This window comes from Microbulbifer flavimaris (genome assembly GCF_001641755.2).
Classification (GTDB): Bacteria; Pseudomonadota; Gammaproteobacteria; order Pseudomonadales; family Cellvibrionaceae; genus Microbulbifer; species Microbulbifer flavimaris.
Genome location: NZ_LRFG02000003.1, coordinates 239888 through 265899, shown reverse-complemented (window position 1 = coordinate 265899; position 26012 = coordinate 239888). Strand labels below are relative to the sequence as shown.

The following is a 26012-nucleotide window of genomic DNA, read 5'->3' as shown; positions in this document are numbered from 1 at the left end:
GCACAGCTCGCGCCCGGCAGAGCAGGGCGCGAGCTATCTCTTTCGTGGCTGGTTTGATAGCACTGCTATGTGGCACCGGGCCAGGGGTCGCTGCAGCCTGCCGTTGAACCAATGATTGGAGATGTTCAGGGATGAAGCTGTCGAGCCGGCTGCTTATTGCCATTTGTATGCCATTAGCGGGCGTGATGACGATGGCGCAGGATGCGCCGCCGCAAGGGTCGAAACCCGATGTGGAATATGCGCCCTACCCGGAACTCAATTTCCCCAACCGGGTCTTCTTTGGCGACACCCATCTGCATACCAGCTACTCCACTGATGCCGGCATGTTCGGCAATACACTGGGACCGGATGCCGCCTATCGCTTTGCAAAAGGGGAAACGGTCACCTCGAGCACCGGGGTGCCCGCCCGCCTGCACCGCCCACTGGATTTCCTCGTTGTCGCCGACCATGCGGAGAATCTGGGCCTGGCCCCGTTAATCGAGGAGTCCGACAAAAGGTTGCTGGCCAGTGAATGGGGCAAGCAAGTACACGACCTCACCAAGGCGGGCAAGCCGGATGAGGCGTACACGATGTGGGGAGCGGCGGTCGGTGAACGGGAAAACCCCCTGGACAATAGTGAAGGCTTGATGGCATCGATGTGGCAGCGCATCACCAAGGCCGCAGATGCACATAACAACCCGGGACTGTTTACCGCACTGATCGGTTTTGAGTGGACCTCCAGCCCGGATGGCAACAACCTGCATCGTGTCGTCGTGTTTCGTGACGACAAACCCAGGGCCGACCAGATCATCCCCCTATCGGCCTACGATTCCGAGGACCCCGAAGACCTGTGGCGCTGGATGGCCAACTACGAGGAAAAGGTGGGCGGCCGGGTGCTCGCCATTCCGCATAATGGCAACCTTTCCAATGGTTTGATGTTTGACAGTGTCACCTTCACCGACGAGAAACCCTTCGATCGGGATTACGCCGAGCGCCGCGCCAGATGGGAACCGGTCTACGAGGTGACCCAGATCAAAGGCGACGGCGAGACACATCCGTTGCTGTCCCCGAACGACGAGTTCGCCGATTTCGAAACCTGGGACAGGGGCAGTTTCGGGGCGGCCAAGGAAAAGGACATGTTGCCGCGGGAGTATGCCCGTGAGGCCTTGAAACAAGGCCTGGCCCACCAGAAGAAACTTGGAGCCAACCCCTACCAGTTTGGCATGATCGGCAGTACCGACTCCCACACCTCGCTGGCCACGACCGGGGAAGACAACTTTTTTGGCAAGGCCACTGTAGCCGAGCCCAGCGCCGACCCGGTCCGATTCGAGGAGAAGATCACCGGCTACCTGCCGGATCCCGAGGGACGGGACTATGCCATCCGCCACTATGAGGGCAGTGCCTCCGGGCTGGCCGCCGTGTGGGCGCGTGAAAACACCCGCGAGGCCCTGTGGGATGCCTTGGCCCGCAGGGAGGTATATGCAACCACCGGCACACGCCCGATCGTGCGGGTCTTTGCCGGCTTCAACTTTAATGAGAAGGATCTCGGCCGCTCCGATTTCGCCAGGCATGGCTATGAGAATGGCGTGCCGATGGGAGGTGAGCTCAGGGGATCCGACAGGGCGCCCACCTTCCTGGTGCGGGCCCTGCGCGACCCGGACGGGGCCAATCTCGATCGCATCCAGATCATCAAGGGCTGGCTGGACTCTGAAGGTAAAACCCACGAACGGATCTACGATGTCGCAGTGTCCGATGACCGCAAGATCGGGGCCGACGCACGCGCAGAAAAGAAAGTGGGTAATACTGTGGACCCCAATGCCGCCACTTACACCAATACCATCGGGGATCCTTTCCTGCAGGCTTACTGGAAAGATCCGGAGTTCGATGGGCGGCAGAATGCCTTCTACTATGTGCGGGTGCTGGAGATCCCCACACCGCGCTGGACGACTTACGACGCGAAATACTTTGGCCTGAAGCGACCTAAGGACGTACCGGCAAGTATTCAGGAGCGCGCCTACACCTCACCCATCTGGTACAACCCGTAGGAGGGCGTAGCGGGAGCAGCTAGGACTTTTTGTCTTTCGCCCGCGGGTGCGCCTGATCGTAAACCCGGGCCAGGTGCTGGAAGTCAAGGTGCGTGTAAATCTGCGTGGTGCTGATATCGGCGTGCCCCAGCAGCTCCTGCACTGCGCGCAGGTCGCTGCTGGATTCCAGCATATGGCTGGCAAACGAGTGCCGCAGCATATGCGGATGGACCCGTTGCTCGGCGCCGCTGGCGCGTGCCCAGTGAGCCAGCCGCGTCTGCACGGCCCGATTGCCAAGGCGGCGGCCTTTCAGGCTGGTGAAGACGGCGCCGTCGGTGGAAATCGGTGCTACATGCTGCCAGCTCTTCAGGGCGGCAATGGCTTCCGTACCTACCGGCAACAGCCGTGTCTTACCGCCCTTGCCGGTTACCCGTACTTCCGCCGCATTCAGGTCCAGGTCACTCCAGTTGAGCGCGGTCAGCTCGCTGAGCCGCAGTCCACTGCTGTAGAAGAGTTCCAGCATCGCCCGGTCGCGCAGCGCCAGCGGGTCGTCACCGGCATCCGGCGCCTGGACAAAATCTGCTGCCGCATCCACATCCAGCACTTTGGGCAGTTTTTTTTCGCCCCTGGGCGGGCGCAGGCCGGCGGCGGGATTGGCGCCGAGCCAGTGTTCCCGCAGGGCGTGATTGCAGAGACTGCGCACGGCGGAGAGCCAGCGCTGCAGGCTCTTTGCGCCTAGCCCCTGTCGGTGCAGCTCGGCCAGCCAGCTGCGCAATGTCATTTCGCGCAGTTCACTGATACGACCGATGCCTTCCGCTTCCGCAAAGGATTGCAGTCGGGCGAGATCGCGGCGGTAGGCGGAAATGGTGTGAGGGGAGAGCTGCTTGCCGCTCTGCAGGTGGTGCAGGAAATGCTCGATGGCGGCCGTCAGCTGCACGGCGTCATTACCGAGCGTCCAGCAGGCGCGGCAGCAGCCGCTCCAGCACTTCGCCGATATAGGACAGGAACAATGTGCCGAGGCTGGAGCGATAGTGTTGCGGGTCGCTTGAGCCGACCGCGAGCACACCCAGCTGGTTGGCCAGGGGCACCACGGCGGCGGAGGCTACCGCATCCGCGTCCTTGCCAAACAGGAAGGTCTTCTCCGCCGGGCGCAGAATGCCGCATACGGTGCGACCGTTGCGCAGGATGCTGCCGATGGCGTTCTCGGCCGCCGGCCGCGGCGTGCAGCGCACGTCGCCGAGCGCGCTGTGCCCGCCGGGCAGGGGGCCAAACAGGATCAGCGACGTGAACTCGACACCAAAGTCGTCAGAGAAGCTGGGGTAAAGCGCCGCGCCGGCCTCGGCCACCGAATCGGCCTCCAGCAGGGCGAGGATCAGCTGGCGGCTGTGCAGGAACAGTTGATCGTTCTCCCGCGCGTTATGCAGCAGCTGGTCGAGCCGCTGTCGCATCTCGATGTTGCGCTCCCGCAGCAGGTGCGTCTGGTGTGTCATCAGCGACACGGTCTTGCCATTTTCCCGGGGCAGCTTGATGGTTTCCAGCAGCTCCATGTGCTCGGCAAAGAAATCCGGATTCTGGATCAGGTAGCGGGCCACCTGGCGCGCCAGCAGTTTGCGGTCGCGCTCATTGCCGGTGCCGCGGTCACTGTCGATGTAGTCCAGGGTAACGTCGCTTTGTTCCGTCATCGTTGGAATGGTTGCCTGCTGCTAGAGAACGATCTGCCCATGGTACACGGTGGTGGCGGGCCCGGTCATGGTAACCGGCTGTCCCGGTCCGCTCCAGTGGATTGTCAGCGCGCCGCCGGGCAGATGGATTTTGACAGAGTCATCGACCAGGTCCCGCAGGCGCGCCGCCACGGCGGCCGCACAGGCGCCGGTGCCGCAGGCACGGGTCTCGCCCACGCCGCGCTCGAACACCCGCAGGCGAGCTTCCTCGGGCGAATCCAGCTGCAAAAAACCCACATTGACCCGGTTCGGGAAGCGGGCGTGCCGCTCGATCAGCGGGCCCAGCTTGTGTACCGGCGCGGTGGCAACGTCCTCTACCAGCAGTACGGCGTGGGGGTTGCCCATGGAGACGGCGCTGACGGTATAGACCTCACCGTCTACTTCCAATGGGTAGGTGGGCGCCCGACGGTCTGCATCAAACGGCACGTCCGCGGGCTCGAGCACCGGTACACCCATGTCGACGCTGACCTGGTCCCGTTCCAGCAGGCTGAGTCTCAGCAGTCCGGCGGCGGTCTCCACGGTCAGCTGATTTTTACCGGTGAGGCGGCGTTCGCGCACGAAGCGGGCAAAGCAGCGGGCACCGTTGCCACAGTTCTCTACCTCACTGCCGTCAGCGTTATAGATGCGGTAGCGGAAATCCGCATCGGGATTGCGCGGCGCCTCCACCAGCAGCACCTGATCGCAGCCGACACCGAGGTTCCGGTCCGCCAGGCGGCGAATCTTGTCCGGCGACAGTTTGACCCGCTGACTGATGGCGTCGAGCATGACGAAGTCATTGCCCAGGCCGTGCATTTTGGTGAACTTCAACCGCATCTGATTCCTCTGTACTTCGCCCGTCGCGCCTTGCGCACAAGCTGTCAGTGCTTCTCCGGCGCCTTGCTCTCACCGCGCACCAGGTCCGCCATGCTTTCACGGGCGCGGATCAGGTAGGGGCGGTCACCATCCACCAGCACCTCGGCGGCGCGGGGGCGCGAATTGTAGTTGGAGCTCATGGTAAAACCGTAGGCGCCGGCGGACAGCATGGCGAGCAGCTGCCCCGGTTCCAGGGAGAGCTCGCGGCGCTTGCCGAGGAAATCGCCGGTCTCGCAAACGGGGCCGACAATATCCCAGAGCTCGGTTTCCTTGCCGTTGGGGTGTACCGGCACGATGTCCTGCCACGCCTGGTAAAGGGCGGGGCGCAGGTTGTCGTTCATGGCGGCATCGACGATGGCGAAATTGTGCTCCTCAGTACGCTTGAGGAATTCCACCTGGGTCAGCAGCAGGCCACCGTTGGCGGCAATGGAGCGACCCGGCTCCAGTACCAGCTCGAGCTTGCGGTCGCCGAGGCGCTCTTTCACCGCGCCGATATAGTCGCTGACCGGCGGTGGTTCCTCGCCACGGTAGCGAACGCCGAGACCGCCGCCCAGGTCCAGGTGCTTCAGGTGAATACCTTCCGCCGCCAGCTCGTCGATGAGCAGCAGCAGTCTTTCCAGTGCGTCGAGGAACGGCGATACCTCGGTAAGCTGGGAACCGATGTGGCAATCGACACCGACGACGTTCAGGTGGTCGGACTTGGCTGCCCAGCGGTAGGTGTCGATGGCGGTATCGATGGCGATACCGAACTTGTTTTCCTTGAGGCCGGTGGAAATATAGGGGTGGGTCTTGGCATCCACGTCCGGGTTAACCCGCAGGGAAACCGGTGCAGATACGCCCATGTCCGCGGCGACGGCTTCCAGTCGCTCCAGCTCAGCGTCGGACTCCACATTAAAGCAGTGTACCCCCACTTCCAGCGCACGGCGCATTTCCTCTGCGGTCTTGCCCACGCCGGAAAACACCACCCTGGACGGATCGCCGCCGGCCAGCAGCACCCGCTCCAGTTCACCACCGGAAACGATATCGAAACCGGCGCCCAGCTGCGCCAGCAGTGACAGGATGCCGAGATTGCTGTTGGCCTTGACCGCATAGCAGACCAGCCCCGGATGGTCGCCCAGCGCATCCGCATAATCGCGGTACTGGCGCTCGAAGTGGGCGCGGCTGTATACGTACGTCGGGGTACCGAACTGCTCGGCGATTTCCGTCAGGGAGACGTCTTCGGCCCAGAGGGCGCCGTCGCGGTAATGGAAGTCAGTCATTTTTCTATTGCGGGCTCCAGCTCATCGGCGGTTGCGCTATCGCGCTCGCGCCGTGTTTCTTCTTCTTCATTCTGTGCTTCGGTCTCCGCGGGCGGCACTGCTGTCCCCGCCGGCGCAACCGGAGGCTGCGCGACTGCACCTGCGGGCGCCGGGCTGGCGGCTCCCTGCGGCAGGTACAGCGGCCCTTTCTGGCCACAGGCGCCGAGCAGGCCCACAATGAGAAGGACAGCAGCCAACGGTAAGTTTTCTCGGGACATCGACGGTTTCCTGCGCATTGTTCTGCGGAAAAGCCTGCTAGTATAGCCAGCTACTCCACCTGATGAACACAGTAACAGAAGTAACTATGACGGCGACCCAGGCAGACTTTAATGCAGCGATCGAACGCACCCTGATCGAGATCGAGGATGCGCTCGATGCCTGTGAATGGGATATCGATTACGAGCGCGCGGATGCGGTGCTGACCCTCACCCTGGAGGTCAATGGCAGCCAGGTGATCCTGTCCCGCCAGACTGCCAACCACGAGCTGTGGGTGGCGGCACGCTCCGGTGGCTATCACCTGTCGTTCGAGAACCCCGGCTGGAAATGCACCACCACCGGCGAAGACCTGCCGACGCTGCTGGACCGGGTGCTGACCGAGCAACAGGGGGAGACGGTGTCCCTGAATCTCAGCGCATAGCGCATGATGAGGGGGGGGTCGCTCCGCTATCAGGGCCTTCGGATCGGCTACACGGCCTTTTTCAGGCTCTCAGCCATCGCTCGATAGAAGCCCGTAAGCGATGCCAAGGTGCTTGCTGTTAGCGGTGGGTGTTTGCCAGACCTTACGCCGCCATGGAGGGCGGCGTAGAGCGTACAGGGACGTATGTACAGCGTGTCTGGCAAACACCCACCGCTAACAGTGCCGCCAACTGAGCTGGCCACAAAATAAAAGCAGTAAGCACTGCAAGCAGCCCGAATACGGGCTCCGCCGCTAAAAGTCAGCGCGCAGTAATCAGTTCCTTCGCCCGCGCACAGGCCGCCCGCACCTGCGCCGGTGCTGTACCGCCGACATGGTCGCGTGCGGCCACAGAGCCTTCCAGTGTCAGCACCTCAAACACGTCGTCCCCGATGACGTCGGAGAATTTCTGCAGTTCTTCCAGGCTCAGGTCGGCGAGATCGCAGTCCTTCTCGATGGCGAAAGCCACGGAGTTGCCGACGATCTCGTGGGCATCGCGGAAGGCCACACCCTTGCGCACCAGGTAGTCCGCCAGGTCGGTGGCGGTGGAGAAACCCCTGGCCGCCGCCGCCAGCATGTTTTCTTTTTTTGCCTTCAGTGCCGGCACCATATCGGCGAACGCCCGCAGGCAGTCGAGGGCGGTATCCGCGGCGTCGAACAGCGGCTCCTTGTCTTCCTGATTGTCCTTGTTGTAGGCCAGCGGCTGGCTCTTCATCAGGGTCAGCAGGGCGATCAGGTGCCCGTTGACGCGGCCGGTCTTGCCGCGCACCAGTTCCGGTACATCCGGGTTTTTCTTTTGCGGCATGATCGAGGAGCCGGTGCAGAAGCGGTCGGGCAGATCGATAAAGTCGAACTGGCTGGAGGTCCACAGCACCAGCTCCTCGCTGGCGCGGGACAGGTGGGTGAGCAGCAGCGCTGCGAAGGCGCAGAACTCGATGGCAAAGTCCCGGTCGCTGACAGAATCGAGTGAATTCTCCGTGGGGGCATCGAAGCCCAGCAGCTCCGCAGTGCGCGCGCGATCAATGGGGTAACTGGTCCCCGCCAGTGCCGCTGCCCCCAGGGGCGAGCGGTTGACCCGCTTGCGGCAGTCCATCAGCCGCTCGTAGTCCCGGGTCAGCATCTCGTTCCAGGCCAGCAGATGGTGGCCGAAGGTGACCGGCTGGGCGGATTGCAGGTGGGTGAAGCCGGGCATGATGGTTTCGGCCTCGCGCTCGGCCAGGTCCACCAGTCCGGTCTGCAGGCGGGTCAGCTCCGAGCCGATGGCATCGATCCGGTTGCGCAGCCACAAGCGTATGTCGGTCGCTACCTGGTCGTTGCGGGAACGGCCGGTATGCAGCTTCTTGCCGGTGGCGCCGATGCGGTCCGTCAGCCGCGCCTCGATATTCATGTGCACATCTTCGAGTGCCACTGACCAGGGAAATTCGCCGGCCTGGATCTCCCCGGCGATGTCTTTCAGGCCACCCTCGATCTGCCGGAACTCGTCGGCAGTCAATACGCCGACTTCAGACAGCATCTGGGCGTGGGCCAGGGAGCCCTGGATGTCCTCCAGTGCCATGCGCTGATCGAACATCACCGAGGCAGTGAAGCGCTCCACGAAGGTGTCAGTCGCTTCACTGAAGCGCCCGCCCCAGAGTTTGGCTGCGGGGTTGGCGTCGGTCTTCAGTGTCTCGGAGGCCGGGTCTTTCTTGTTGCTCATGTCGTGTTGCTATCTCTTGCAATCTCACCCCGCGAATCCGGCGGAGGTAGTGGAAGTAGTCTGGCGATGGCGGTATCTTCGGGGGCGCGCCGGGCTCAGCGGAGCCGCAGCGAACCCAATAACAACGCACGAAGAATAACAGTGGTATGACCTCCCCACAGTCCGCGCAGCCGGCGGGCAGTATAACGCAGCAAATTCGTAAATTTGCACCAGAAGGCGAAGATTCTGCGCAACTGCAGTTTCTGCCAGACCTGTGCCACGTCTCGGCGGTGGCGGCACTGGTGTTGATGGGCGAGCTGCTGGCCCTCGTGCTGGTGCTGGCGGTCGACGGCCTGCGGGAGTTCAGCTGGCAACGCCTGGGGCTGGTCTCGCTGGTGGTGCAGTGGGTCATCCTTCCCTCTGCCGCGATCCTCTGTCGCCTGAGGCCGTGGCTGGCGAAGTTGCCGCACCGGGTAGCAGGAGGTACCAGTTTCGCGGTGGTGATGGCCGTGCTGATGACGGTGCTGGTCGCCCAGGAATGGCTGCGCGCCTCGCTCACGCGCCAGGGCTTTGATTTCTGGCACCTGCTGGACAATACGCTTCTCGGTGCCATCTGTGTGGGGGTGGTGTTGCGCTATGCCTATGTGCAGCAGCAGCTGCACAACCAGCAACGGGCCGAACTGGGTGCCCGCATCGATGCCCTGCAGTCGCGGATTCGCCCGCACTTCCTTTTCAACAGCATGAACAGCCTGGCCAGCCTGATCGCCGTCGATCCGCAGCGGGCGGAAAAACTGGTGGAGGATCTCTCCGCGCTGTTCCGTGCCAGTCTTGCCGATTCCAAGCTGGTGCCGCTGGCCCAGGAGGTGGCCCTGGCACGGCGCTACCTGCAGATCGAGGCGCTGCGATTGGGCGCTCGCCTGCGCCAGCACTGGGAGATTGACGAAGGCCTCGATGACGCACTGATTCCCTCCATGCTGTTGCAACCACTGCTGGAGAACGCGGTGCTGCACGGGGTGGCCCGCTTGCCGGGAGGTGGCGAAATCCGAGTCGGCCTTCGACGCCACGACAGCCAGTTGCGATTGCTGATCGAAAATCCCGCTCCGGGGTACGATGCGGACCGGGAGCGCCACGGCAACGGCATGGCGCAGGAGAATGTTCGCCAGCGCCTGGCTGCGCACTACGGCCATCGCTACCGCTTTCATTCTGAACTGATCGACGGGTTATATCGGCTCGAAGTGGAGTTGCCCATTGAGGTGGCTTCAACGAAGCCCGCACAGCATGAAACAGTGCTGCATATCCGCCGTGAGGAAAAGCCAAAGACGGAAGCCGAGAGTACGGAGCCCGCACTATGACCGAACTCGGTGTGTTAATCGTAGATGACGAACCGCTGGCCAGGGCCCGGCTGGCGCGGCAGCTTGAAGCCCTGGATCACTGCACGCTGCTGGGCGAGGCGGTGGACGCGCAGACCGCGTTGGCCCAGGTGGAGGCGCTGGACCCGGACCTGGTGTTGCTGGACATTGAAATGCCCGGCGAAAGCGGCCTGGCGCTGGCCGAGACACTCTCGGCCCGTGAACACCCCCCGGCGATGATCTTCTGCACCGCGCACGACGAATTTGCCCTGCCGGCCTTTGCCACGGCCGCGGCCGGTTATCTGCTCAAGCCGGTGTCGCGGGAACAGCTGTCGGCGGCCATTGAAAAGCTGCAGCGCCTGAGCAAGCCACAGCGACGGCTGGCCACTGTCGATTCCGGGCAGGGGAGCCCGAGCAGACGGCAGATCAAAGCGGTCAGTCGACGCGGTGTGGAATTGCTGGAGGTGGGCACCATTCGCTGCCTGATCGCCGACAGCAAATATGTGGTCGCCCATCACGAGGGTGGTGAAACGATTCTGGACGAGTCCCTCAAGGACCTGGAGCAGGAATTCGCGGACACCTTTGTGCGCGTGCACCGCAACGCACTGGTTTCCCGGCGTTATATCGCCGGGCTCAGCCGCGACGGCGGCAGCTACCGGGTGCTATTGAAAGACTCTGGCGAGCGACCCCAGGTGAGCCGCCGGTTACTGCCTGAGATTCGCCAGCTGGTGGAGGAACTGGGCCGGTAGGAGATGCCGGCCCGGCCTGTCAGTAAAGTTTCGGTCCGCCGTACTCTTCGCTGTCGCCCTCCAGGCTCAGCTCGTCTGCCGCATTGTTGAGGTACTCGGCATCGGATTCGGACTTGAGCTTGATCATCAGGCGCAGGTCGTTGGCGGAGTCCGCGTGGGAGAGGGCATCCTCGTAGGTGATCTCGCCGCGGTCGTAGAGCTCGTACAGCGCCTGGTCGAAGGTCTGCATACCCTGCTCGTTGGAGCGCTTCATCAACTCCTTCATTTTGTGCACCTCACCCTTGCGGATCAGGTCGGCCATCAGCGGGGTGTTGATCATGATCTCGAGACAGGCCCGGCGGCCGTCGCCATCCGGCGTCGGTACCAGCTGCTGGGCCACCATGGCCTTCAGGTTCAGGGACAGGTCCATCCACAGCTGCTGGTGGCGGTCAGCCGGGAAGAAGTGAATGATCCGGTCCAGGGCCTGGTTGGCGTTGTTGGCGTGCAGGGTGCAGAGACACAGGTGGCCGGTCTCGGCGAAGGCAATGGCGTGGTCCATGGTTTCGCGGGAGCGCACCTCACCAATCAGGATCACATCCGGGGCCTGACGCAGGGTGTTCTTCAGGGCGACCTCGAAGGACTCCGTATCCAGGCCCACTTCCCGCTGGGTGACAATACAGCCGCGGTGCTGGTGGACGAATTCGATCGGGTCCTCGATGGAGATGATGTGGCCCTTCGAGTTCTCGTTGCGGTGGCCGATCATGGACGCCAGCGAGGTGGACTTACCGGTACCGGTGGCGCCCACAAAGATGATCAGGCCGCGCCTGGTCATGGCCAGGTCCTTGAGGATCTCCGGCAGGCCCAGGCCGTCGACGGTGGGGATGCGGGTCTCGATGCGACGCAGCACCATGCCCACCAGGTTGCGCTGGAAGAAGGCGGAAACCCGGAAGCGGCCGACATTGCGCACGGCAATGGCGAAGTTCAGCTCTTTCTTATCGGCGAACTCACGGCGCTGCTTCTCGTTCATGATGCCCACCACCATCTCGCGGGCCTTCTCCGGAGTCAGGGCCGAGCTGCTGGCCGGGATCACCTTGCCGTGGACTTTGATCGATGGCGGGACCCCGGCGGTGATGAACAGGTCGGATGCGCCTTTTTCCACCACCAGCTGTAAGAGTCGTTCGATTTCCATAGATTTCACCGCTATTTATTTTTGTCGATTGTCGCATGCGAGCGGGCCGTAACCCACTTTCGCCACGGCGACGCGCGCCCTGTTCATGGCAGAGCAGGGCGAGGTGTAAATTAAAAGTTCTCCGGCATCTTGGCCTTCTCCCGGGCCACGTCGCGGGTAATTATCCGGCGCTCCACCAGGTCCTGCAGGCACTGGTCCATGGTCTGCATGCCAACACTGGCACCGGTCTGGATGGCGGAATACATCTGCGCGACCTTGTCCTCGCGGATCAGGTTGCGGATCGCCGGGGTGCCGCGCATGATCTCGTGGGCGGCCACGCGGCCGCCACCGTTGCGCTTCAGCAGGGTCTGGGAGACAACCGCCTGCAGGGATTCCGACAGCATCGAGCGCACCATGGCTTTCTCTTCCGCCGGGAAGACGTCCACTACCCGGTCGATGGTCTTGGCGGCGGAGGTGGTGTGCAGGGTGCCGAATACCAGGTGACCGGTTTCCGCCGCGGTCAGGGCCAGGCGGATGGTTTCCAGGTCCCGCATCTCACCCACGAGGATGATGTCCGGGTCTTCACGCAGGGCGGAGCGCAGGGCCTCGGCGAAGCCGTGGGTGTCCCGGTGGACTTCCCGCTGGTTGAGCAGGCACTTCTTCGACTCGTGCACGAATTCGATCGGGTCCTCGACGGTGAGGATGTGCTCGTACTTGTTGTCGTTGATGTAGTCGATCATCGCCGCCAGGCTGGTGGACTTACCGGAGCCGGTGGGCCCGGTCACCAGCACCAGGCCGCGGGGTGTATCGCAGATCTGGCGGAACACCTGGCCCATGCCCAGGTCGTCCATGGTCAGTACTTTGGACGGAATGGTCCGGAACACGGCGCCGGCACCGCGGTTCTGGTTGAAGGCGTTAACCCGGAAACGGGCTACCCCGGGCACCTCGAAGGAGAAGTCGGTCTCCAGGAACTCCTCGTAATCCTTGCGCTGCTTGTCATTCATGATCTCGTAGATCAGTGAGTGGACCTGCTTGTGCTCCATGGCCGGCAGGTTGATGCGGCGGACATCGCCGTCCACCCGGATCATTGGTGGTAGCCCCGCGGACAGGTGGAGGTCCGAGGCGTTCTGCTTGGCACTGAAGGCGAGGAGTTCTGTGATGTCCATACTGCTACCTTATTGTTCTGATTACCCTTCGGCGGCGGGCCGTTTCTAGAGTCGCGGCGGGATTTGCGTACAATCGGCCCTCTTTGTTATTGGGCTAGTATATGCGCAAAGAAGACATCACCGAAAACCTGAATCGCGTGGGCGAGCGCATTGTCACAAGTTGCGCCGCCTGTGGGCGCGATCCCGAAAGCGTCACCTTGCTGGCGGTGTCCAAGACCCGTCCCGCGGCAGACCTGCGCTGTGCCTTCGAGGCCGGCCAGCGCCATTTTGGCGAGAACTACCTGCAGGAGGCGCTGGAAAAGCAGGCGGAGCTCACCGACCTGGACATCATCTGGCACTTCATCGGCCCGCTGCAATCCAACAAGACCCGCGCGGTGGCCGAGCACTTCCACTGGATGCACAGTGTCGACCGGTTGAAAATTGCCCAGCGGCTTTCCGCCCAGCGGCCGGAAGGCATGGAGCCCCTGAACCTGTGCCTGCAGGTCAATATCGACAGGGAAGAGAGCAAGTCCGGGGTGGCACCGGATGAGGTGGGAGCGTTGGCGGAGGCGGTGGCGCAGCTGCCAAACCTGCGCCTGCGCGGGTTGATGGCCATCCCCGCACCGCGGGAGGCCGCGGACGCGCAGGCGCAGCCTTTTCGGGCGCTGGCGGACCTTCTGCGGCAGCTGCGCGAGCAGCTACCCGGCCAGCCCCTGGACACGCTGTCCATGGGGATGTCCAGTGATATGGAGACGGCCATCGCCTGCGGCGCCACGACGGTGCGCATCGGCACCGACATCTTCGGGCGCCGCGACTAGCCATACCGCTGGCTGGGCCGTCAGCCCGAAGAGGCTGCGGCCTGAATCCAGTGCCGGTTAGAGGGCCTGTCCGGCAGACTGCATTTCCTCGCTCTGGTCCGGCTTCCAGCTGGGCACCGGTTTTTCCAGCAGGTGCTCGGAGAAGAACAGGGCGGTGACCTGGGCGTAAACATCCCGGTTTTCCTTTTTGCGGTAACCGTGCCCTTCGTTCAGGGCGTTCATGTACCACACCGGTTTGCCTCCCTCCCGCAGGGCGGCGACGATCTGCTCCGCCTCGGTAACGGGCACCCGCGGGTCATTCTCCCCCTGCACCACCAGCATCGGTACGCGAATCTTCTCCACGTTGTTGCTGGGGCTGATGCGCTCGAGGAAGGCACGCATATCGGGGTCGCGCTCATCCCCGTACTCCACCCGGCGCAGATCGCGGCGGTAGTCGCGGGTATTGGTCAGGAAAGTGACGAAATTGGAGATGCCGACGATATCCACCGCCGCGCGCAGCCGGTCGCTGTAGTGCATGGCGCTGGCCAGCACCATATAGCCACCGTAGCTGCCACCGAATACCGCCACCCGGTCTGCGTCCAGGTCCGGCTGGGTCTCGATCCAGTCCAGCAGTGCACCGATATCACGCACCGAATCCTCGCGCTTGAAGCCGTTATCCAGGGCGACGTAGGTTTTCCCGTAGCCGGCGGAGCCGCGCACATTGGGGGCGATGACAGCGGCGCCCAGCTTCTCCAGCCACAGCTGGTAGGTGCTGCTGAAGTAGGGGCGGTACTGGGCTTCCGGCCCACCGTGGATGGAGATGATCACCGGCACCGGGCCCTCGGCGTTGCGCGGCCGGTAGACAAAGGCGGGGATCTTGCGGGGTTGGCCGTTGACCTCATCGAAGGTGGGGTACTGCACCAGTTCCGGTTCGACAAAGTTTTCCGTATCCAGGCCGCCCACTTCACTGCGGGTCCAGCGCTCGAGTTCTGCGTGGCGCAGTGGGTTGCGGCGCAGATTCAGGACGAAGGTATCCGTGGGGGTCTTGGGGGTGTTGATGGACAGCGCCAGTTTGTCCCCGGCACTGTTGAACTGCAGTCCGCCCACCACACCAATGGGCATATCCGCGACTTTGCGGAAACGCATGCTGCGGGGGTCGATCAGGTACAGCTGGTCCATGCCGTTTTCGTTGACGGTGAAGGCGCCACGGCGGCGATCCTCGCTGAGCACTACAGTGGACACGTCCCAGGGGATGTCAGCGGTGATGACACGCTCCTCGCCAGTGGCAAGATCCCGGTGCACCAGCTGCGCGAATTCGCCACGGCGGTCGGAAACGTAAAAAATACCGTTACCGTCAGTGTCGAAGTCAGCGGCGTAGTTGCGAGACTGGTTCTCGCTGTCGCCGGCGACCCGCTGCAGCTCACCACTCTCAATATCCAGTACATGCACCAGTGAGTTGGTGGAGGAGATGTACTGTTGCACCAGCAGGCGACGGTTGTCGGCACTGAACGAAACCGGCCCCCACCAGCTGCCATCCGGGGATTCCAGCGCCAGGGTGCTGGTGTGGCCATCGCTGGACAGGCGGGTGATCCAGAGATCGTTGGAGCGGCCGTTGCGCCGCGTGCTCTGGTAGGCCAGCAGCGAGCCATCGGGGCTCCAGGTAATGGCGCTGTTGCGGGACTCGCCATCGCTGAGCATGCGGCTTTCGCCGCTGGCGGTATCAAACAGGAAGATCTGTGCATCCTCACTGCCGCCGGCGTCCATGGTGAACGCCAGCTGGCTGGCCTGCGGCCGCGGTTCCACCTGGCCCACCGGCTCCTGGAAGAAAGTCAGCTGCTGGCGGGCACCACCGGGGCGATCTACCCGGTGAATCTGATTGACCTCTCCGAAACGGGTGGAGACGTAGAGTGAATCTCCCTCCTCGGTCCAACCCAGCACTGCGGCGGAGCGCACATTCTGGTAGCGGTTGAGGTCATCGGCCACCTGATCGGGAACCGGGGGGATGTCCTCCAGCACCAGGTTGCCGTTATTGAGGGTGCGGGTCTCCACTGCGGCAGGGGAGACCGCTGACCAGGTCAGGCCGACGGCCACCAGGGCAGTGGCGAGCAATCTCTGCTTGTTCATGGGTATTCCTTGTTATCGTCATTGTCGCCTCCATGTTAAAAGCCTCGCGGCGGGATTCCAGTCGGCTTCGACGAGCGGACAGGAACTGGATGAAAATGCCGCCAGATTTTCAATTAACAGGGCCGGCAGCCATAATCTGCCGCAACAGGCTACACAGCAGTCAGCGAGGGGAAGTCAGTGACAGCGACGGAACAACCGAAGATGGTGTTTATCGGCGGTGCCGGCAATATGGCGGGTGCAGTGATCGGCGGCCTGGTGGCCAGCGGCTACCCGGCGGAGCGTATTGTCGCCACCGGTCGCAATGAGCAGAAACTGGCGGACTTCGCCACGCGTCACGGTGTGCAGGTAACCACGGACAACGAAGCCGCCGTGGCCGAGGCCGACGTGCTGGTGCTGTCCGTCAAGCCGCAGATGATGAAGGAACTCTGCGAACAGCTTGCCGGGTTGGTGAGCGATCGCAAACCGCTGGTGATTACCCTGGCCGCGGGCATCCCCCTGGCGGCCTATCAGCGCTGGCTGGGTGCCGGTGTGCCGATCGTGCGGGCCATGCCCAATACACCGGCACTGGTGGGCACTGGCGTGACCGGTCTTTTTGCCGGTGACGGTGTCTCCGCCGCGCAAAAGCAGATCGCAGAGCAGATGGCCGAGGCGGTGGGTATCGCCATCTGGGTCGAGCAGGAGTCCGGCATCGACCAGGTTATCGCTGTATCCGGGTCCGGCCCGGCCTATTACTTTCAGTTTATGGAATCCATGATCGATGCCGCGGAAAAAGCGGGTATGCCCCGTGCGGACGCGGAGCGCCTCACCTTGCAAACCGCACTGGGCGCGGCGAAACTGGCGGTGGCCAGCGATGTGGATGTTGCCCAGTTGAAACGCAACGTCATGTCGCCCAACGGCACCACCGAGCGCGCTGTTCAGCGCTTCCAGAGTGGCGGGCTGCCAGAGCTGGTGGAGCAGGCCATGCGCGACTGTGCCGCGCGCGCCGCAGAGATGGCGCGGGAACTCGACAACTGACCGTCCGCGCTTGATCCAGAACAATAACTGGCGCCGGCAGGGGCGGGCGTCGATAGCAAATTGCAAAACCTCGCAGGGAATCTAGATGGCCAACACCTTCACCAATATCGGTGTGTTTCTCGTCGCCACGATTGGCATCCTCTTTCTGTTTGCAGTGCTGATGCGCTTCCTGCTGCAGCTGGCGCGGGCAGACTTCTACAACCCGATCTCCCAAGGCATCGTGAAAGTGACCAATCCGCTGCTGCTGCCGCTGCGCAAGGTGGTGCCGGGCCTGTTCGGCCTCGATATGGCCTCGGTAGTGCTGGCGATCCTGGTGGGCTGGGTGATGATTCTGGCCTGCGGTCTGCTGGCCGGTGGTGGCCTGCTGAATCCGCTGAGTGCGCTGCTGTGGTCCCTGCTGGGATGTATCAGCACCATTATTGCGATTGTCTTCGTGGGTATGCTGATTTCGATTATTTTCAGCTGGATTGCCCCCCAGAGCGGCCATCCGGCGCTGATGCTGCTGCGCCAGCTGCTGGAGCCATTCTGTGCGCCGGTGCGCCGCCTGATCCCGCCGCTGGGGGTGATCGACATCAGCCCGATTTTCGTCTTTATCCTGCTGACCGTGGCCGACAAGCTGCTGGTGGGTTTTGCCCAGATGGCAAACATGCCCGCGTTCGTTTACGGACTGTTCTGGCAGATACCCGGGTTCTGATTGGCGCCCGTTCCGCAAACCGGGTCGCATTTCCGCCGACCCGGCGCTTCTATTCTCCAGCTTGTTGGTCGACAATAGCTGGTTCCGTCGAGTAAGCAGTACAACAAGAACAGAATTACATGGAAGACGCCCTCTTGCGCCAGCACATCGCCGATTACGACCGCTGGAAAAAAGGCCTGGATACCCAGTTTGCCGCCTTCAACCAGTGGCTGACACAGCATTTCCCCAACTCTGCCGGTGCGCGGCAGGTCGTGCAGCAGGCCCGCGCGCTGCTGGCGGAAGACCAGTTCACCCTGGCCCTGGTGGGCGAGTTCTCCCGCGGCAAGACCGAGCTGATCAACGCGCTGCTCTCCCATACCTATGGCAAGCGCTTGCTGCCGTCCCGCCCGGGCCGCACCACCATGTGCCCGACGGAGATTTTCAGCGATGGCGGTGAGCAGGCCAGCCTGCGGCTGCTGCCGATTGAGACCCTTGCCACCAATACCAGCCTGGAGAGCTTCCGCCGTATCCCGCAGAAGTGGGTCGCCCACGAGTTCGACGCCAACGACGCCGATGCCACCCGCGAGGCGCTGCTGAAAGTGGCCGCGAGCAAGTCGGTCACGCCGGAAGAGGCCGCTCGCCTCGGCTTCGACCGTCGTCACCTGGACAGCAATGGCGCACTGGTGGAAATCCCGGCCTGGCGCTACGCCCTGATCTGCCTGCCACACCCGCTGCTGGCACAGGGGCTGCGTATCATCGATACGCCGGGGCTCAATGCCCTCGGCAACGAGCCGGAATTGACCCTCAGCACACTCCCCGGTGCGCAGGCGGTGGCCTTCCTGCTGGCGGCGGACGCGGGCGTCAGCGGCACCGACCTGAATATGTGGGAGACCCATCTGGTGCCCCTGCGCCAGCACCGCGGCACCGCGGTCATGGCGCTGCTGAACAAGATCGATGCCATGTGGGATGACCCGGATGAAGATCCGGAATTGCTGCTGCGCCGCATGCGCGCGCAGGTGAGCAAGCTGCTGGAAATTCCCCAGGAGAGCGTGGTCGGCGTCTCGGCGAAGAAAGCACTGCTGGCCCGCCAGCGGCAGGACGCGGCGCTGCTGGAACAGAGTCATTTTGCGGAATTCGAAAAGCTGCTGGTGCAGCGGCTACTGGAGCACCGGCAGAAAGTGGCGGAACACCGCTCCCTGCACCAGTCATTGACCCTGATGGCGGATACCCGCGATCTGCTGAAGCGGCGTCTCAACAGTGGGCGCGCGGCACTCGAGCACCTGCAGCGTCACGGCGGTACCAGCACCGAGCAGCTGGACGAGCTGGCCCAGCTGCAGCAGACGGTGCGCGAGCAGCACAAAGTCTGTCACCACGAACTGCTGACCCTGAAATCCAGCCACCGCATGCTGGCGCGTCAGCGCGCCTCACTGCTGGCGCCGGTGTCCAGTCAGCAGTTACAGAGCCTGATCGACGATACCAGCCGCGCCCTGAACGAACGCTGGACGCCGCTGGGCCTGGCCCGCGCCATCGACGCTTTCATGGAGGGCGTGGATCACCAGCTGACGAATATGGAGCGGGAAGTGGACTCTGCCAACCGACTGGTGGATGCCATTTTCGAGCGCTCGTCCCTGAAAAATCTCGACTCCAGCGACCAGCATTTCGATATTGCCGGTTTCCGCATCAGTTTGCGCGGCCTGCACCGCCAGGCGGCACAGCTGCGCCGTTCACCGCAGCTCCTGTTGGCGCGGCGCAATCGACTCACGGAGCGCTTTATGGCGACGCTCGCCAGCGAGGTGGGGCGCCTGTACAGCCAGCTGATCTCGGCCGCTGACGGTTGGCTCGATCAGGCGCTGGAACCGCTCAAGCAGCATGTGCAGTACCAGAAGCATCTCCTCAACCGGCATCTGATCAAGCTCACGGAACTGAAGCAGAAAACCCAGAGCAAGCGCACCGACCTGCGCGCCCTGGAAGAGGAAATCCTGCGCAACGACAGTGCGCTCGCGTCGCTGGAGGAGCTGCTAAAGCAGAATGCCCCGGCACCGCAGCCGATGGCGCCGGCACCCCGGCGCGATAACGTGACGCCGCTCAAGGCGCCTGCGGCCAGCTGAGGCCGCATACCCGGAGCGGTCTGCCAAAACGGTTCGGGTTGACCCGCGCTGGAGAAATTTGTCTTCCGCTGCGGCGCTCCCGTAAACTTGCCGGTCTTCCACCGATTAACCCCGTTTGGCCCGGAAACCGGTATCACCTTGTCCACGGAAAAAATCTCAGCTTCTGCGGAGCAGCAAAAGACCAGCCGCGAGCCCGGCTCAGTCGGTATTGTCGTGCCCCGGGAACATACCTTCCGGGAACCGCTGGCGCTGGCCTGCGGGCGCGTACTCAATGAATACACCCTGGTCTATGAGACCTACGGCACCCTGAATGCGGACAAGAGCAATGCGGTGCTGATCTGCCATGCCCTGTCCGGGCATCACCACGCCGCTGGTTACCACAACGAGAGCGACAAGCGCCCGGGCTGGTGGGATAACTACATCGGCCCCGGCAAGCCCATCGATACCGATCACTTTTTTGTGGTTTCGTTAAACAATCTTGGCGGCTGCCACGGATCGACCGGCCCCGCTTCAACAAACCCGGAAACCGGCCGCCCCTGGGGACCGGATTTTCCCCGGCTGCGGGTGCGCGACTGGGTGCACAGCCAGGCACGGCTTGCGGACCTGCTCGGTATCGGGCAGTGGGCAGCAGTGATCGGTGGCAGCCTCGGTGGTATGCAGGCCATGCGCTGGTCCCTGGAGTACCCGGAGCGTCTGCGACACTGCGTGGTGATCGCCTCGGCGATGAAGCTCTCGGCCCAGAACATTGCCTTTAACGAGACCGCACGCCAGGCGATTACCTCTGACCCGGATTTCTGCCACGGCCGCTACCTGGAACAGGACAAGCTGCCCCGCCGTGGGCTCGCCGTGGCGCGCATGATCGGTCATATCACCTATTTATCCGATGATGGTCTCGGCAAAAAATTTGGTCGCGAGCTGCGCTCGGGCACCTTCAACCTTGGGGCGGAAGAAGAGGTAGAGTTCCAGGTGCAAAGTTACCTGCGCTACCAGGGTGACAGTTTCTCCGGCAGTTTCGACCCCAACACCTATATCCTGATGACACGTGCGCTGGATTACTTCGATCTGGCGCGGGAATACGGCGACGATCCGGTGGCGGCTTTCTCCCATGCCCGCTGCCGTTTCATGCTGCTCTCGTTTACCTCCGACTGGCGCTTTGCACCCGAGCGCTCGAGGGAAATTGCCGATGCGCTGATGCACGCCAATGTGCCGGTCAGTTACGCGGAAATTGAGTCCTCTATGGGCCACGATGCTTTCCTGCTGCCGAATAATCGCTATCGACGTGCGTTTGATGCCTACATGAAGCGGGTCGCCGCCGAGTGTGCGGAGGGTGTGGCGCCATGATGCGGATCGATCTCGATGTCATCCAGAACTGGATCGCGCCACAGAGCCGGGTTCTCGACCTGGGCTGTGGTGACGGCACCCTGCTCGAACAGTTGGGCCGCAATAAACAGGTAAGCGGCTACGGGCTGGAAATCGACCATGAGCAGATCGAGCGCTGTATTGCCCGCGGCGTCAATGTGGTGGAGCAGAACCTGGACCGCGGGCTGGGCAATTTTGCCGACGACAGCTTTGATACCGTGGTCATGACCCAGGCCCTGCAGACCTTGCATCAACCCCACCTGGTGGTGCAGGAAATGCTGCGGGTGGGGCGTGAGTGCATTATCACGTTTCCCAATTTCGGCCAGTGGAAGGCGCGCTGGCACCTGGCGTTTTCCGGCCGGATGCCGGTATCGGATTTATTACCCCATGAATGGTACGACACGCCCAATATTCACTTTTGTACTTTCAGGGACTTCGATCTCCTCTGTCGCGAGCGCCGCTGGACTATTCTCCATCGGCAGGTAGTATCCGAGACCAGGTTGGGGAAGGGTTTGAAGGATTTTTTGCCCAATCTGTTCGGCGAGACGGCGATCTACCATCTCACTCGCTAAACTGAAGGGAGATGGCGCCAGCGGCCACAAGGCCGGGCATAGCCATGGTGCCTTGCCGCCAAACGACCGCAGGCGAGGATATCCACAACAACAGGAGGTGACCCCGTGAAACGCATTCTGGCAGTAGTGGCCGCAGCCGCTTTGCTCCTCTGGGCGGTCAGTGCCGCGGCGCAGGAAGCCAAGATCATCAAGAGCCATGAGGATTTTGGCGATTACCGGGTGATTTACTCGGTGTTCAACAGCAGCTTTATCAAGCCCGATATCGCCCAGCAGTATAAGCTGGTGCGCGCCGATGACCGCGCCTACGTCAACGTCTCGGTGGTGGAGAAGGATTCTGGCAAGCACGGTCTTTCCAGTGAGGTGGGCGGAACGGCCACCAACCTGATCCAGCAGTCGCGCACGCTCGATTTTATGGAGATTCGTGAAGGGGAGGCGGTCTATTACCTGGCGCCACTGCGATTCGAGGACGAGGAAGTGCTCACCTTCAAGGTGGACGTCAAGCTGCCGAATGGCCGCAGTGAGCAACTGACTTTCCGCCGCCAGCTGGACAAGCTGTAACGCAGGACAGCGGAATCGTCAGGGCAAAAGCGAGCGCTCCGCGCTCGTTTTTTTATTTGTGGGTCCGAAGGCCGCCCAGAATCGGGAGAAAAGTTTGGAAAAGATTGTGCTCGCCAGCGGTAATGCCGGCAAATTGCGCGAGTTCTCCCAGCTGTTTGCCAGCTGGCAGATTGAAGTGGTGCCGCAGTCGGATTTTGATATCCCGGACGCGGATGAAACCGGCCTGAGTTTTATCGAGAACGCCCTGATCAAGGCGCGCCATGCCAGTCGGCTGAGTGGCCTGCCGGCACTGGCGGATGACTCGGGACTGGCCGTGGATGCATTACACGGCGCGCCCGGCATTTACTCCGCGCGTTACGCCGGCACCGGTGCCACCGATACGGAAAACAATCGCAAGCTGCTGGAAGCGCTGGCGGAGATCCCGGAGGAACGCCGGGGGGCCAGTTTTCACTGCGCGCTGGCGTTTGTGCGCCGCCAGGATGACCCGGTGCCGCTCGTGTGCACCGCCCAGTGGCGCGGCCGCATCCTGCAGCAGCCCGCCGGTGAGGCCGGCTTTGGTTACGATCCGTTGTTCTATGTCGAGTCCGAGGGCATGACATCGGCCCAGCTCCCCCGGGAGGTCAAAAACCGCATCAGCCATCGCGGCCAGGCCGTGGAGCGTTTCAAGGCGCTGTGGCAGGAGTGCATGGGTAGCGGGGCCTCCCTTGGCTGAGTCTCAGGCTACATCCCTGGTGCTGCCACCGCTCAGCTTGTATGTGCATATCCCCTGGTGCGTGCGCAAATGTCCCTATTGTGACTTCAACTCCCATGCCGCCGGTGAAACTCTTCCGGAGGCGGAGTACGTGGCCCAGTTGCGGCGTGATTTGCACAGCCAGCAGGCCTGGGCCCAAGGGCGAAAACTGACCTCCATCTTCTTTGGCGGCGGTACCCCCAGCCTGTTCTCCGCCGGTGCCATTGCCGAAATCCTGCAGGCGGCCGAGGAACTGGTGGGCTTCGAGCCGGAAATCGAGATTACCCTCGAGGCCAACCCGGGTACCTTCGAGCAGCAGAAGTTCGCCGGCTATCGCGCCGCCGGGGTCAACCGACTGTCTATCGGTGTGCAGAGCTTCGATGGGCACCAGCTGGAAAACCTGGGGCGCATTCATTCGGGCCCGGAAGCTGCCGGCGCCCTGGAGATGGCCAGGCGGGCAGGGTTCGACAATATCAACCTGGACCTGATGCACGGCTTGCCGCAGCAGACGGAAGAGGAGGCGTTGGCAGACCTGCAGCGGGCGGTGGACCTGGGGCCGGAGCACATCTCCTGGTACCAGCTCACCATTGAGCCCAATACTGCTTTTTACAGTGCCCCGCCGGTGGTGCCCGGGCCCGCCCACATCGTCTCCATGCAGGGAACCGGGCGGGATTACCTGGCCCGCCACGGCTACGGGCGGTACGAGGTCTCCGCCTATGCACAGAGCGGGCGGGAGGCGCGCCACAATCTCAACTACTGGTCATTTGGTGACTACTTGGGAGTCGGGGCCGGGGCCCACGGCAAGGTAACCCTGCCCGATGGGGGGCAGATCCTCCGTACCCGGCGCACCCGCACACCGCGCCACTACCTGGCGTCGGGGGAGGGCGGACCGTTGTCGGCACCGCCGGCAGAGCCCATCGCCCGCGACGAATTGCCTCTCGAGTTCCTGATGAATGCCCTGCGACTGGTCCAGGGTGTCCCGACAGACGTATTTACGCGTCACACGGGGCTGCCGCTGGCGGCGCTCGCAAGGCAGTGGCCGGCGTTACAGCAACTGGAGCTTGTGGAGCCACTGGATCAGCGGATAGCCGCCTCGGTTTTCGGCTTCGACTATCTTGACGAAATACTGCAGCGGTTCCTCGAGCAGCCCTAGCCGGCGGAGTCCGTAACCTTGAAAGCCCGGCCGCTGCCCCCATAAAGAGGGCAGCCGGCGCCTTGCGAGAGGCAGGGGGCAGTCCTTATCATGTGGCGATCTGCCCACCGGGCCGAGCGCACCAAGTAACCTAGAGAACAGGAAAACAATATGAGCGAGCACGCAATCGTCAACGTGACTGACGCCGAGTTCGAGGCCGAAGTCCTCAAGGCTGACGGCCCGGTACTGGTGGACTTCTGGGCGCAGTGGTGCGGCCCCTGCAAGATGATCGCTCCGGTCCTGGAAGACCTGGCCGGTCACTACGGCGACAAGCTGAAGATCGTCAAGGTCGACGTGGATTCCAACAAGGAATCCCCGGCCAAGTACAACGTGCGCGGTATCCCCACGTTGCTGCTGTTCAAGGGCGGCAATGTGGAAGGCACCAAGGTCGGCGCCCTGTCCCGCGCCCAGCTGACTGAATTCATCGACAGCCAGCTCTAAAATCCCCCGCCATCCTGTGGGACAATTTCGCTTGCAGGATGGCGATCTGCCGTTATACTGGCTAATAATCTGAAACCATTCAGACGAGTCGAGTACGATTCCTGGCCGAGCTGAACGAAGTCGCCCCTCCGCACGGTCGTAGACCATCCCCGGCGCGTTAACTCCTCGAGTTGAACTTATCCAGAGCCAAACTGCGCGGCCGACCGGCCAGTTGAGGCAGTTTTATGAGTTCCCCCTGAGCTATCGCGAATCCGGACAAGCATGAAAGGGCGCTCTGTCCATGGGCAAAATTGAGCAATTTCGAACTTCAAACCCCTCCTCGAAAAATTCCGGCGCGTCCGCGCCAAATGCAAACATAAACCGCAATAAAGCAATTGGTATGAATCTCTCCGAATTAAAAACCAAACCGATCGAAGAACTGATTGAAATCGCCAAGGGCATGGGCCTTGAGAACCTGGCCCGCTCGCGCAAGCAGGACATCATCTTCAATATCCTCAAGCGCCACGCGAAAAGCGGCGAGGACATCTACGGCGAAGGTGTACTGGAGATCCTGCAGGACGGCTTTGGTTTTTTGCGCTCCGCGGACTCCTCCTACCTGGCGGGCCCGGATGATATCTACGTTTCCCCGAGTCAGATCCGCCGCTTCAACCTGCGTACGGGCGACTCCATTGCCGGCAAGATCCGCCCGCCGAAAGAGGGCGAACGCTACTTCGCACTGCTGAAGGTCAGCGAGATCAACTTCGACAAGCCTGAAAATGCCCGCAACAAGATTCTCTTCGAAAACCTCACCCCGCTTTTCCCCAACAACCGCCTGACGCTGGAATGTGGCAACGGTTCCTCCGAAGACCTGATCGGCCGCATCATCGACCTGGTCGCGCCCATCGGTAAGGGCCAGCGGGGGCTGATCGTCGCGCCGCCGAAGGCCGGTAAGACCATCATGTTGCAGAACATGGCCCAGGCCATTACCCGCAACAACCCGGAATGCCACCTGATCGTGCTGCTGATCGATGAGCGCCCGGAAGAGGTTACCGAGATGCAGCGCTCCGTGCGCGGCGAAGTGGTCGCCTCCACCTTCGACGAGCCGCCGGCCCGTCACGTACAGGTGGCCGAGATGGTGATCGAGAAGGCCAAGCGCCTGGTGGAGCACAAGAAGGACGTGGTGATCCTGCTGGACTCCATCACCCGCCTGGCCCGCGCCTACAACACCACCGTGCCGTCTTCCGGCAAGGTGCTGACCGGTGGTGTGGATGCCCACGCGCTGGAGCGCCCGAAGCGCTTCTTCGGTGCGGCCCGTAACATTGAGGAGGGCGGCAGCCTCTCGATCATCGCCACCGCGCTGGTGGACACCGGTTCGAAGATGGACGAAGTGATCTTCGAGGAGTTCAAGGGCACCGGCAACATGGAGCTGCAGCTGGACCGCAAGATCGCCGAGAAGCGGGTCTACCCGGCCATCAACGTGCGTCGCTCCGGCACCCGCCGCGAGGAGCTGCTGATGCCGGAAGGCGAACTGCAGCGGGTATGGATCCTGCGCAAGCTGCTCCACGACATGGATGACCTGGCGGCCACCGAATTCCTGATCGACCGCCTGAAGGACTTCAAGACCAACGACGAGTTCTTCCTGTCCATGAAACGGAAATAATTCCCAATCAGAATAAGGCACCCAAACCGGTGCCCTGTTTCTGAAAGGGGTGGAAAGCGGCGATTATTTGCCCAGAAACTGATTGAAAAGGCGAGCCGTTAGGCATATAAAGTCCCACATTGTGGCGCTGGATGTGTACTGTACGAACGACGCCCGACCGAATTGGCCAGTGCCAGTCGCAAACTGACTGACA

General features: G+C 62.5%; 24 protein-coding genes. 15 read left to right on the top strand and 9 right to left on the bottom strand.

Features of this window, described 5'->3' with window-relative positions:
* Positions 1–131 precede the first annotated feature (131 nt).
* Positions 132–2024 (top strand): DUF3604 domain-containing protein, encoded by a 1893-nt coding sequence (locus AWR36_RS10315; protein ID WP_067084461.1) that lies wholly within the window; start codon positions 132–134, stop codon positions 2022–2024.
* 19 nt (positions 2025–2043) lie between these two features.
* On the opposite strand, the gene xerC is transcribed toward AWR36_RS10315, so the two are convergent.
* Genes xerC through lptM form a run of 5 tightly spaced genes read right to left on the bottom strand, consistent with a single transcriptional unit; the run spans position 2044 to position 6092 of the window.
* Positions 2044–2940 (bottom strand): tyrosine recombinase XerC, encoded by an 897-nt coding sequence (gene xerC / locus AWR36_RS10310; protein ID WP_096866640.1) that lies wholly within the window; start codon positions 2938–2940, stop codon positions 2044–2046.
* A 7-nt stretch (positions 2941–2947) separates the two neighbouring features.
* Positions 2948–3685 carry a DUF484 family protein gene (locus AWR36_RS10305; RefSeq protein WP_082679532.1) on the bottom strand — a complete coding sequence of 246 codons (738 nt, stop codon included), beginning with the start codon at positions 3683–3685 and terminating at the stop codon, positions 2948–2950.
* A gap of 21 nt (positions 3686–3706) precedes the next feature.
* The gene (gene dapF / locus AWR36_RS10300) at positions 3707–4537 is read right to left on the bottom strand and encodes a diaminopimelate epimerase (RefSeq protein ID WP_067084459.1); all 831 of its coding nucleotides are present in this window, start codon (positions 4535–4537) and stop codon (positions 3707–3709) included.
* A 44-nt stretch (positions 4538–4581) separates the two neighbouring features.
* Positions 4582–5835, bottom strand: a complete 1254-nt coding sequence (lysA, locus tag AWR36_RS10295) for a diaminopimelate decarboxylase (protein WP_067084457.1) — start codon at positions 5833–5835, stop codon at positions 4582–4584.
* Positions 5832–6092, bottom strand: a complete 261-nt coding sequence (gene lptM / locus AWR36_RS10290; RefSeq protein WP_067084455.1) for an LPS translocon maturation chaperone LptM — start codon at positions 6090–6092, stop codon at positions 5832–5834. The genes lysA and lptM overlap by 4 nt, the downstream gene beginning before the upstream one ends.
* A gap of 86 nt (positions 6093–6178) precedes the next feature.
* On the opposite strand from lptM, the gene cyaY reads away from it, so the two are divergent.
* On the top strand, positions 6179–6511 hold the full coding sequence (cyaY, locus tag AWR36_RS10285) for an iron donor protein CyaY (RefSeq protein ID WP_067104644.1): 333 nt from the start codon (positions 6179–6181) through the stop codon (positions 6509–6511).
* Positions 6512–6809: 298 nt separating this feature from the next.
* On the opposite strand, the gene argH is transcribed toward cyaY, so the two are convergent.
* On the bottom strand, positions 6810–8243 hold the full coding sequence (argH, locus tag AWR36_RS10280; protein WP_067084451.1) for an argininosuccinate lyase: 1434 nt from the start codon (positions 8241–8243) through the stop codon (positions 6810–6812).
* A 146-nt stretch (positions 8244–8389) separates the two neighbouring features.
* On the opposite strand from argH, the gene AWR36_RS10275 reads away from it, so the two are divergent.
* Both AWR36_RS10275 and AWR36_RS10270 read left to right on the top strand, forming a co-directional pair.
* The gene (locus tag AWR36_RS10275; protein WP_067084449.1) at positions 8390–9574 is read left to right on the top strand and encodes a sensor histidine kinase; all 1185 of its coding nucleotides are present in this window, start codon (positions 8390–8392) and stop codon (positions 9572–9574) included.
* On the top strand, positions 9571–10320 hold the full coding sequence (locus AWR36_RS10270) for a LytR/AlgR family response regulator transcription factor (protein ID WP_067084447.1): 750 nt from the start codon (positions 9571–9573) through the stop codon (positions 10318–10320). Before AWR36_RS10275 ends, AWR36_RS10270 begins: the two co-directional genes overlap by 4 nt.
* 19 nt (positions 10321–10339) lie before the next feature.
* On the opposite strand, the gene AWR36_RS10265 is transcribed toward AWR36_RS10270, so the two are convergent.
* The gene (locus AWR36_RS10265; protein ID WP_067084445.1) at positions 10340–11488 is read right to left on the bottom strand and encodes a PilT/PilU family type 4a pilus ATPase; all 1149 of its coding nucleotides are present in this window, start codon (positions 11486–11488) and stop codon (positions 10340–10342) included.
* A gap of 110 nt (positions 11489–11598) precedes the next feature.
* Positions 11599–12633 (bottom strand): type IV pilus twitching motility protein PilT, encoded by a 1035-nt coding sequence (locus tag AWR36_RS10260; protein WP_067084444.1) that lies wholly within the window; start codon positions 12631–12633, stop codon positions 11599–11601.
* A gap of 101 nt (positions 12634–12734) precedes the next feature.
* Between AWR36_RS10260 and AWR36_RS10255 the strand changes: the two genes are divergently transcribed.
* Positions 12735–13430, top strand: coding sequence for a YggS family pyridoxal phosphate-dependent enzyme (locus tag AWR36_RS10255; RefSeq protein WP_067084443.1), 696 nt, complete (start codon positions 12735–12737; stop codon positions 13428–13430).
* A 57-nt stretch (positions 13431–13487) separates the two neighbouring features.
* Here the strand turns inward: AWR36_RS10255 and AWR36_RS10250 are convergent, their stop codons facing one another.
* Positions 13488–15533 carry a S9 family peptidase gene (locus AWR36_RS10250; protein ID WP_067084441.1) on the bottom strand — a complete coding sequence of 682 codons (2046 nt, stop codon included), beginning with the start codon at positions 15531–15533 and terminating at the stop codon, positions 13488–13490.
* A 177-nt stretch (positions 15534–15710) separates the two neighbouring features.
* Between AWR36_RS10250 and proC the strand changes: the two genes are divergently transcribed.
* The 10 genes from proC to rho all read left to right on the top strand — a co-directional run bounded on the left by proC (position 15711) and on the right by rho (position 25819).
* Positions 15711–16547, top strand: coding sequence for a pyrroline-5-carboxylate reductase (gene proC / locus AWR36_RS10245; protein ID WP_369814736.1), 837 nt, complete (start codon positions 15711–15713; stop codon positions 16545–16547).
* A gap of 85 nt (positions 16548–16632) precedes the next feature.
* Positions 16633–17241 carry a YggT family protein gene (locus AWR36_RS10240; RefSeq protein WP_067084437.1) on the top strand — a complete coding sequence of 203 codons (609 nt, stop codon included), beginning with the start codon at positions 16633–16635 and terminating at the stop codon, positions 17239–17241.
* A gap of 119 nt (positions 17242–17360) precedes the next feature.
* On the top strand, positions 17361–19328 hold the full coding sequence (locus tag AWR36_RS10235; protein WP_067084435.1) for a dynamin family protein: 1968 nt from the start codon (positions 17361–17363) through the stop codon (positions 19326–19328).
* Positions 19329–19466: 138 nt separating this feature from the next.
* Positions 19467–20669, top strand: coding sequence for a homoserine O-succinyltransferase MetX (gene metX / locus AWR36_RS10230; protein ID WP_082679563.1), 1203 nt, complete (start codon positions 19467–19469; stop codon positions 20667–20669).
* Positions 20669–21259, top strand: coding sequence for a methionine biosynthesis protein MetW (gene metW / locus AWR36_RS10225; RefSeq protein ID WP_067084991.1), 591 nt, complete (start codon positions 20669–20671; stop codon positions 21257–21259). Before metX ends, metW begins: the two co-directional genes overlap by 1 nt.
* Before the next feature lie 105 nt (positions 21260–21364).
* Positions 21365–21817, top strand: a complete 453-nt coding sequence (locus AWR36_RS10220) for a DUF4426 domain-containing protein (RefSeq protein ID WP_067084433.1) — start codon at positions 21365–21367, stop codon at positions 21815–21817.
* 94 nt (positions 21818–21911) lie between these two features.
* Positions 21912–22529 (top strand): RdgB/HAM1 family non-canonical purine NTP pyrophosphatase, encoded by a 618-nt coding sequence (gene rdgB / locus AWR36_RS10215; RefSeq protein WP_067084989.1) that lies wholly within the window; start codon positions 21912–21914, stop codon positions 22527–22529.
* Positions 22522–23700, top strand: coding sequence for a radical SAM family heme chaperone HemW (gene hemW, locus AWR36_RS10210; protein ID WP_067084431.1), 1179 nt, complete (start codon positions 22522–22524; stop codon positions 23698–23700). Before rdgB ends, hemW begins: the two co-directional genes overlap by 8 nt.
* A 150-nt stretch (positions 23701–23850) precedes the next feature.
* On the top strand, positions 23851–24180 hold the full coding sequence (gene trxA / locus AWR36_RS10205) for a thioredoxin TrxA (RefSeq protein ID WP_067084429.1): 330 nt from the start codon (positions 23851–23853) through the stop codon (positions 24178–24180).
* A gap of 379 nt (positions 24181–24559) precedes the next feature.
* The gene (gene rho / locus AWR36_RS10200; protein WP_067084426.1) at positions 24560–25819 is read left to right on the top strand and encodes a transcription termination factor Rho; all 1260 of its coding nucleotides are present in this window, start codon (positions 24560–24562) and stop codon (positions 25817–25819) included.
* The last annotated feature ends 193 nt before the right edge of the window (positions 25820–26012 follow it).

Excerpts from the sequence above, each read along its gene's own strand:
- AWR36_RS10315 (WP_067084461.1), top strand. The coding sequence starts at position 132 with ATGAAGCTGTCGAGCCGGCTGCTTATTGCCATTTGTATGCCATTAGCG.
- AWR36_RS10305 (WP_082679532.1), bottom strand. The coding sequence starts at position 3,685 with ATGACGGAACAAAGCGACGTTACCCTGGACTACATCGACAGTGACCGC.
- dapF (WP_067084459.1), bottom strand. The coding sequence starts at position 4,537 with ATGCGGTTGAAGTTCACCAAAATGCACGGCCTGGGCAATGACTTCGTC.
- lysA (WP_067084457.1), bottom strand. The coding sequence starts at position 5,835 with ATGACTGACTTCCATTACCGCGACGGCGCCCTCTGGGCCGAAGACGTC.
- lptM (WP_067084455.1), bottom strand. The coding sequence starts at position 6,092 with ATGTCCCGAGAAAACTTACCGTTGGCTGCTGTCCTTCTCATTGTGGGC.
- cyaY (WP_067104644.1), top strand. The coding sequence starts at position 6,179 with ATGACGGCGACCCAGGCAGACTTTAATGCAGCGATCGAACGCACCCTG.
- argH (WP_067084451.1), bottom strand. The coding sequence starts at position 8,243 with ATGAGCAACAAGAAAGACCCGGCCTCCGAGACACTGAAGACCGACGCC.
- AWR36_RS10275 (WP_067084449.1), top strand. The coding sequence starts at position 8,390 with ATGACCTCCCCACAGTCCGCGCAGCCGGCGGGCAGTATAACGCAGCAA.
- AWR36_RS10270 (WP_067084447.1), top strand. The coding sequence starts at position 9,571 with ATGACCGAACTCGGTGTGTTAATCGTAGATGACGAACCGCTGGCCAGG.
- AWR36_RS10265 (WP_067084445.1), bottom strand. The coding sequence starts at position 11,488 with ATGGAAATCGAACGACTCTTACAGCTGGTGGTGGAAAAAGGCGCATCC.
- AWR36_RS10260 (WP_067084444.1), bottom strand. The coding sequence starts at position 12,633 with ATGGACATCACAGAACTCCTCGCCTTCAGTGCCAAGCAGAACGCCTCG.
- AWR36_RS10255 (WP_067084443.1), top strand. The coding sequence starts at position 12,735 with ATGCGCAAAGAAGACATCACCGAAAACCTGAATCGCGTGGGCGAGCGC.
- AWR36_RS10250 (WP_067084441.1), bottom strand. The coding sequence starts at position 15,533 with ATGAACAAGCAGAGATTGCTCGCCACTGCCCTGGTGGCCGTCGGCCTG.
- AWR36_RS10240 (WP_067084437.1), top strand. The coding sequence starts at position 16,633 with ATGGCCAACACCTTCACCAATATCGGTGTGTTTCTCGTCGCCACGATT.
- AWR36_RS10235 (WP_067084435.1), top strand. The coding sequence starts at position 17,361 with ATGGAAGACGCCCTCTTGCGCCAGCACATCGCCGATTACGACCGCTGG.
- metW (WP_067084991.1), top strand. The coding sequence starts at position 20,669 with ATGCGGATCGATCTCGATGTCATCCAGAACTGGATCGCGCCACAGAGC.
- trxA (WP_067084429.1), top strand. The coding sequence starts at position 23,851 with ATGAGCGAGCACGCAATCGTCAACGTGACTGACGCCGAGTTCGAGGCC.
- rho (WP_067084426.1), top strand. The coding sequence starts at position 24,560 with ATGAATCTCTCCGAATTAAAAACCAAACCGATCGAAGAACTGATTGAA.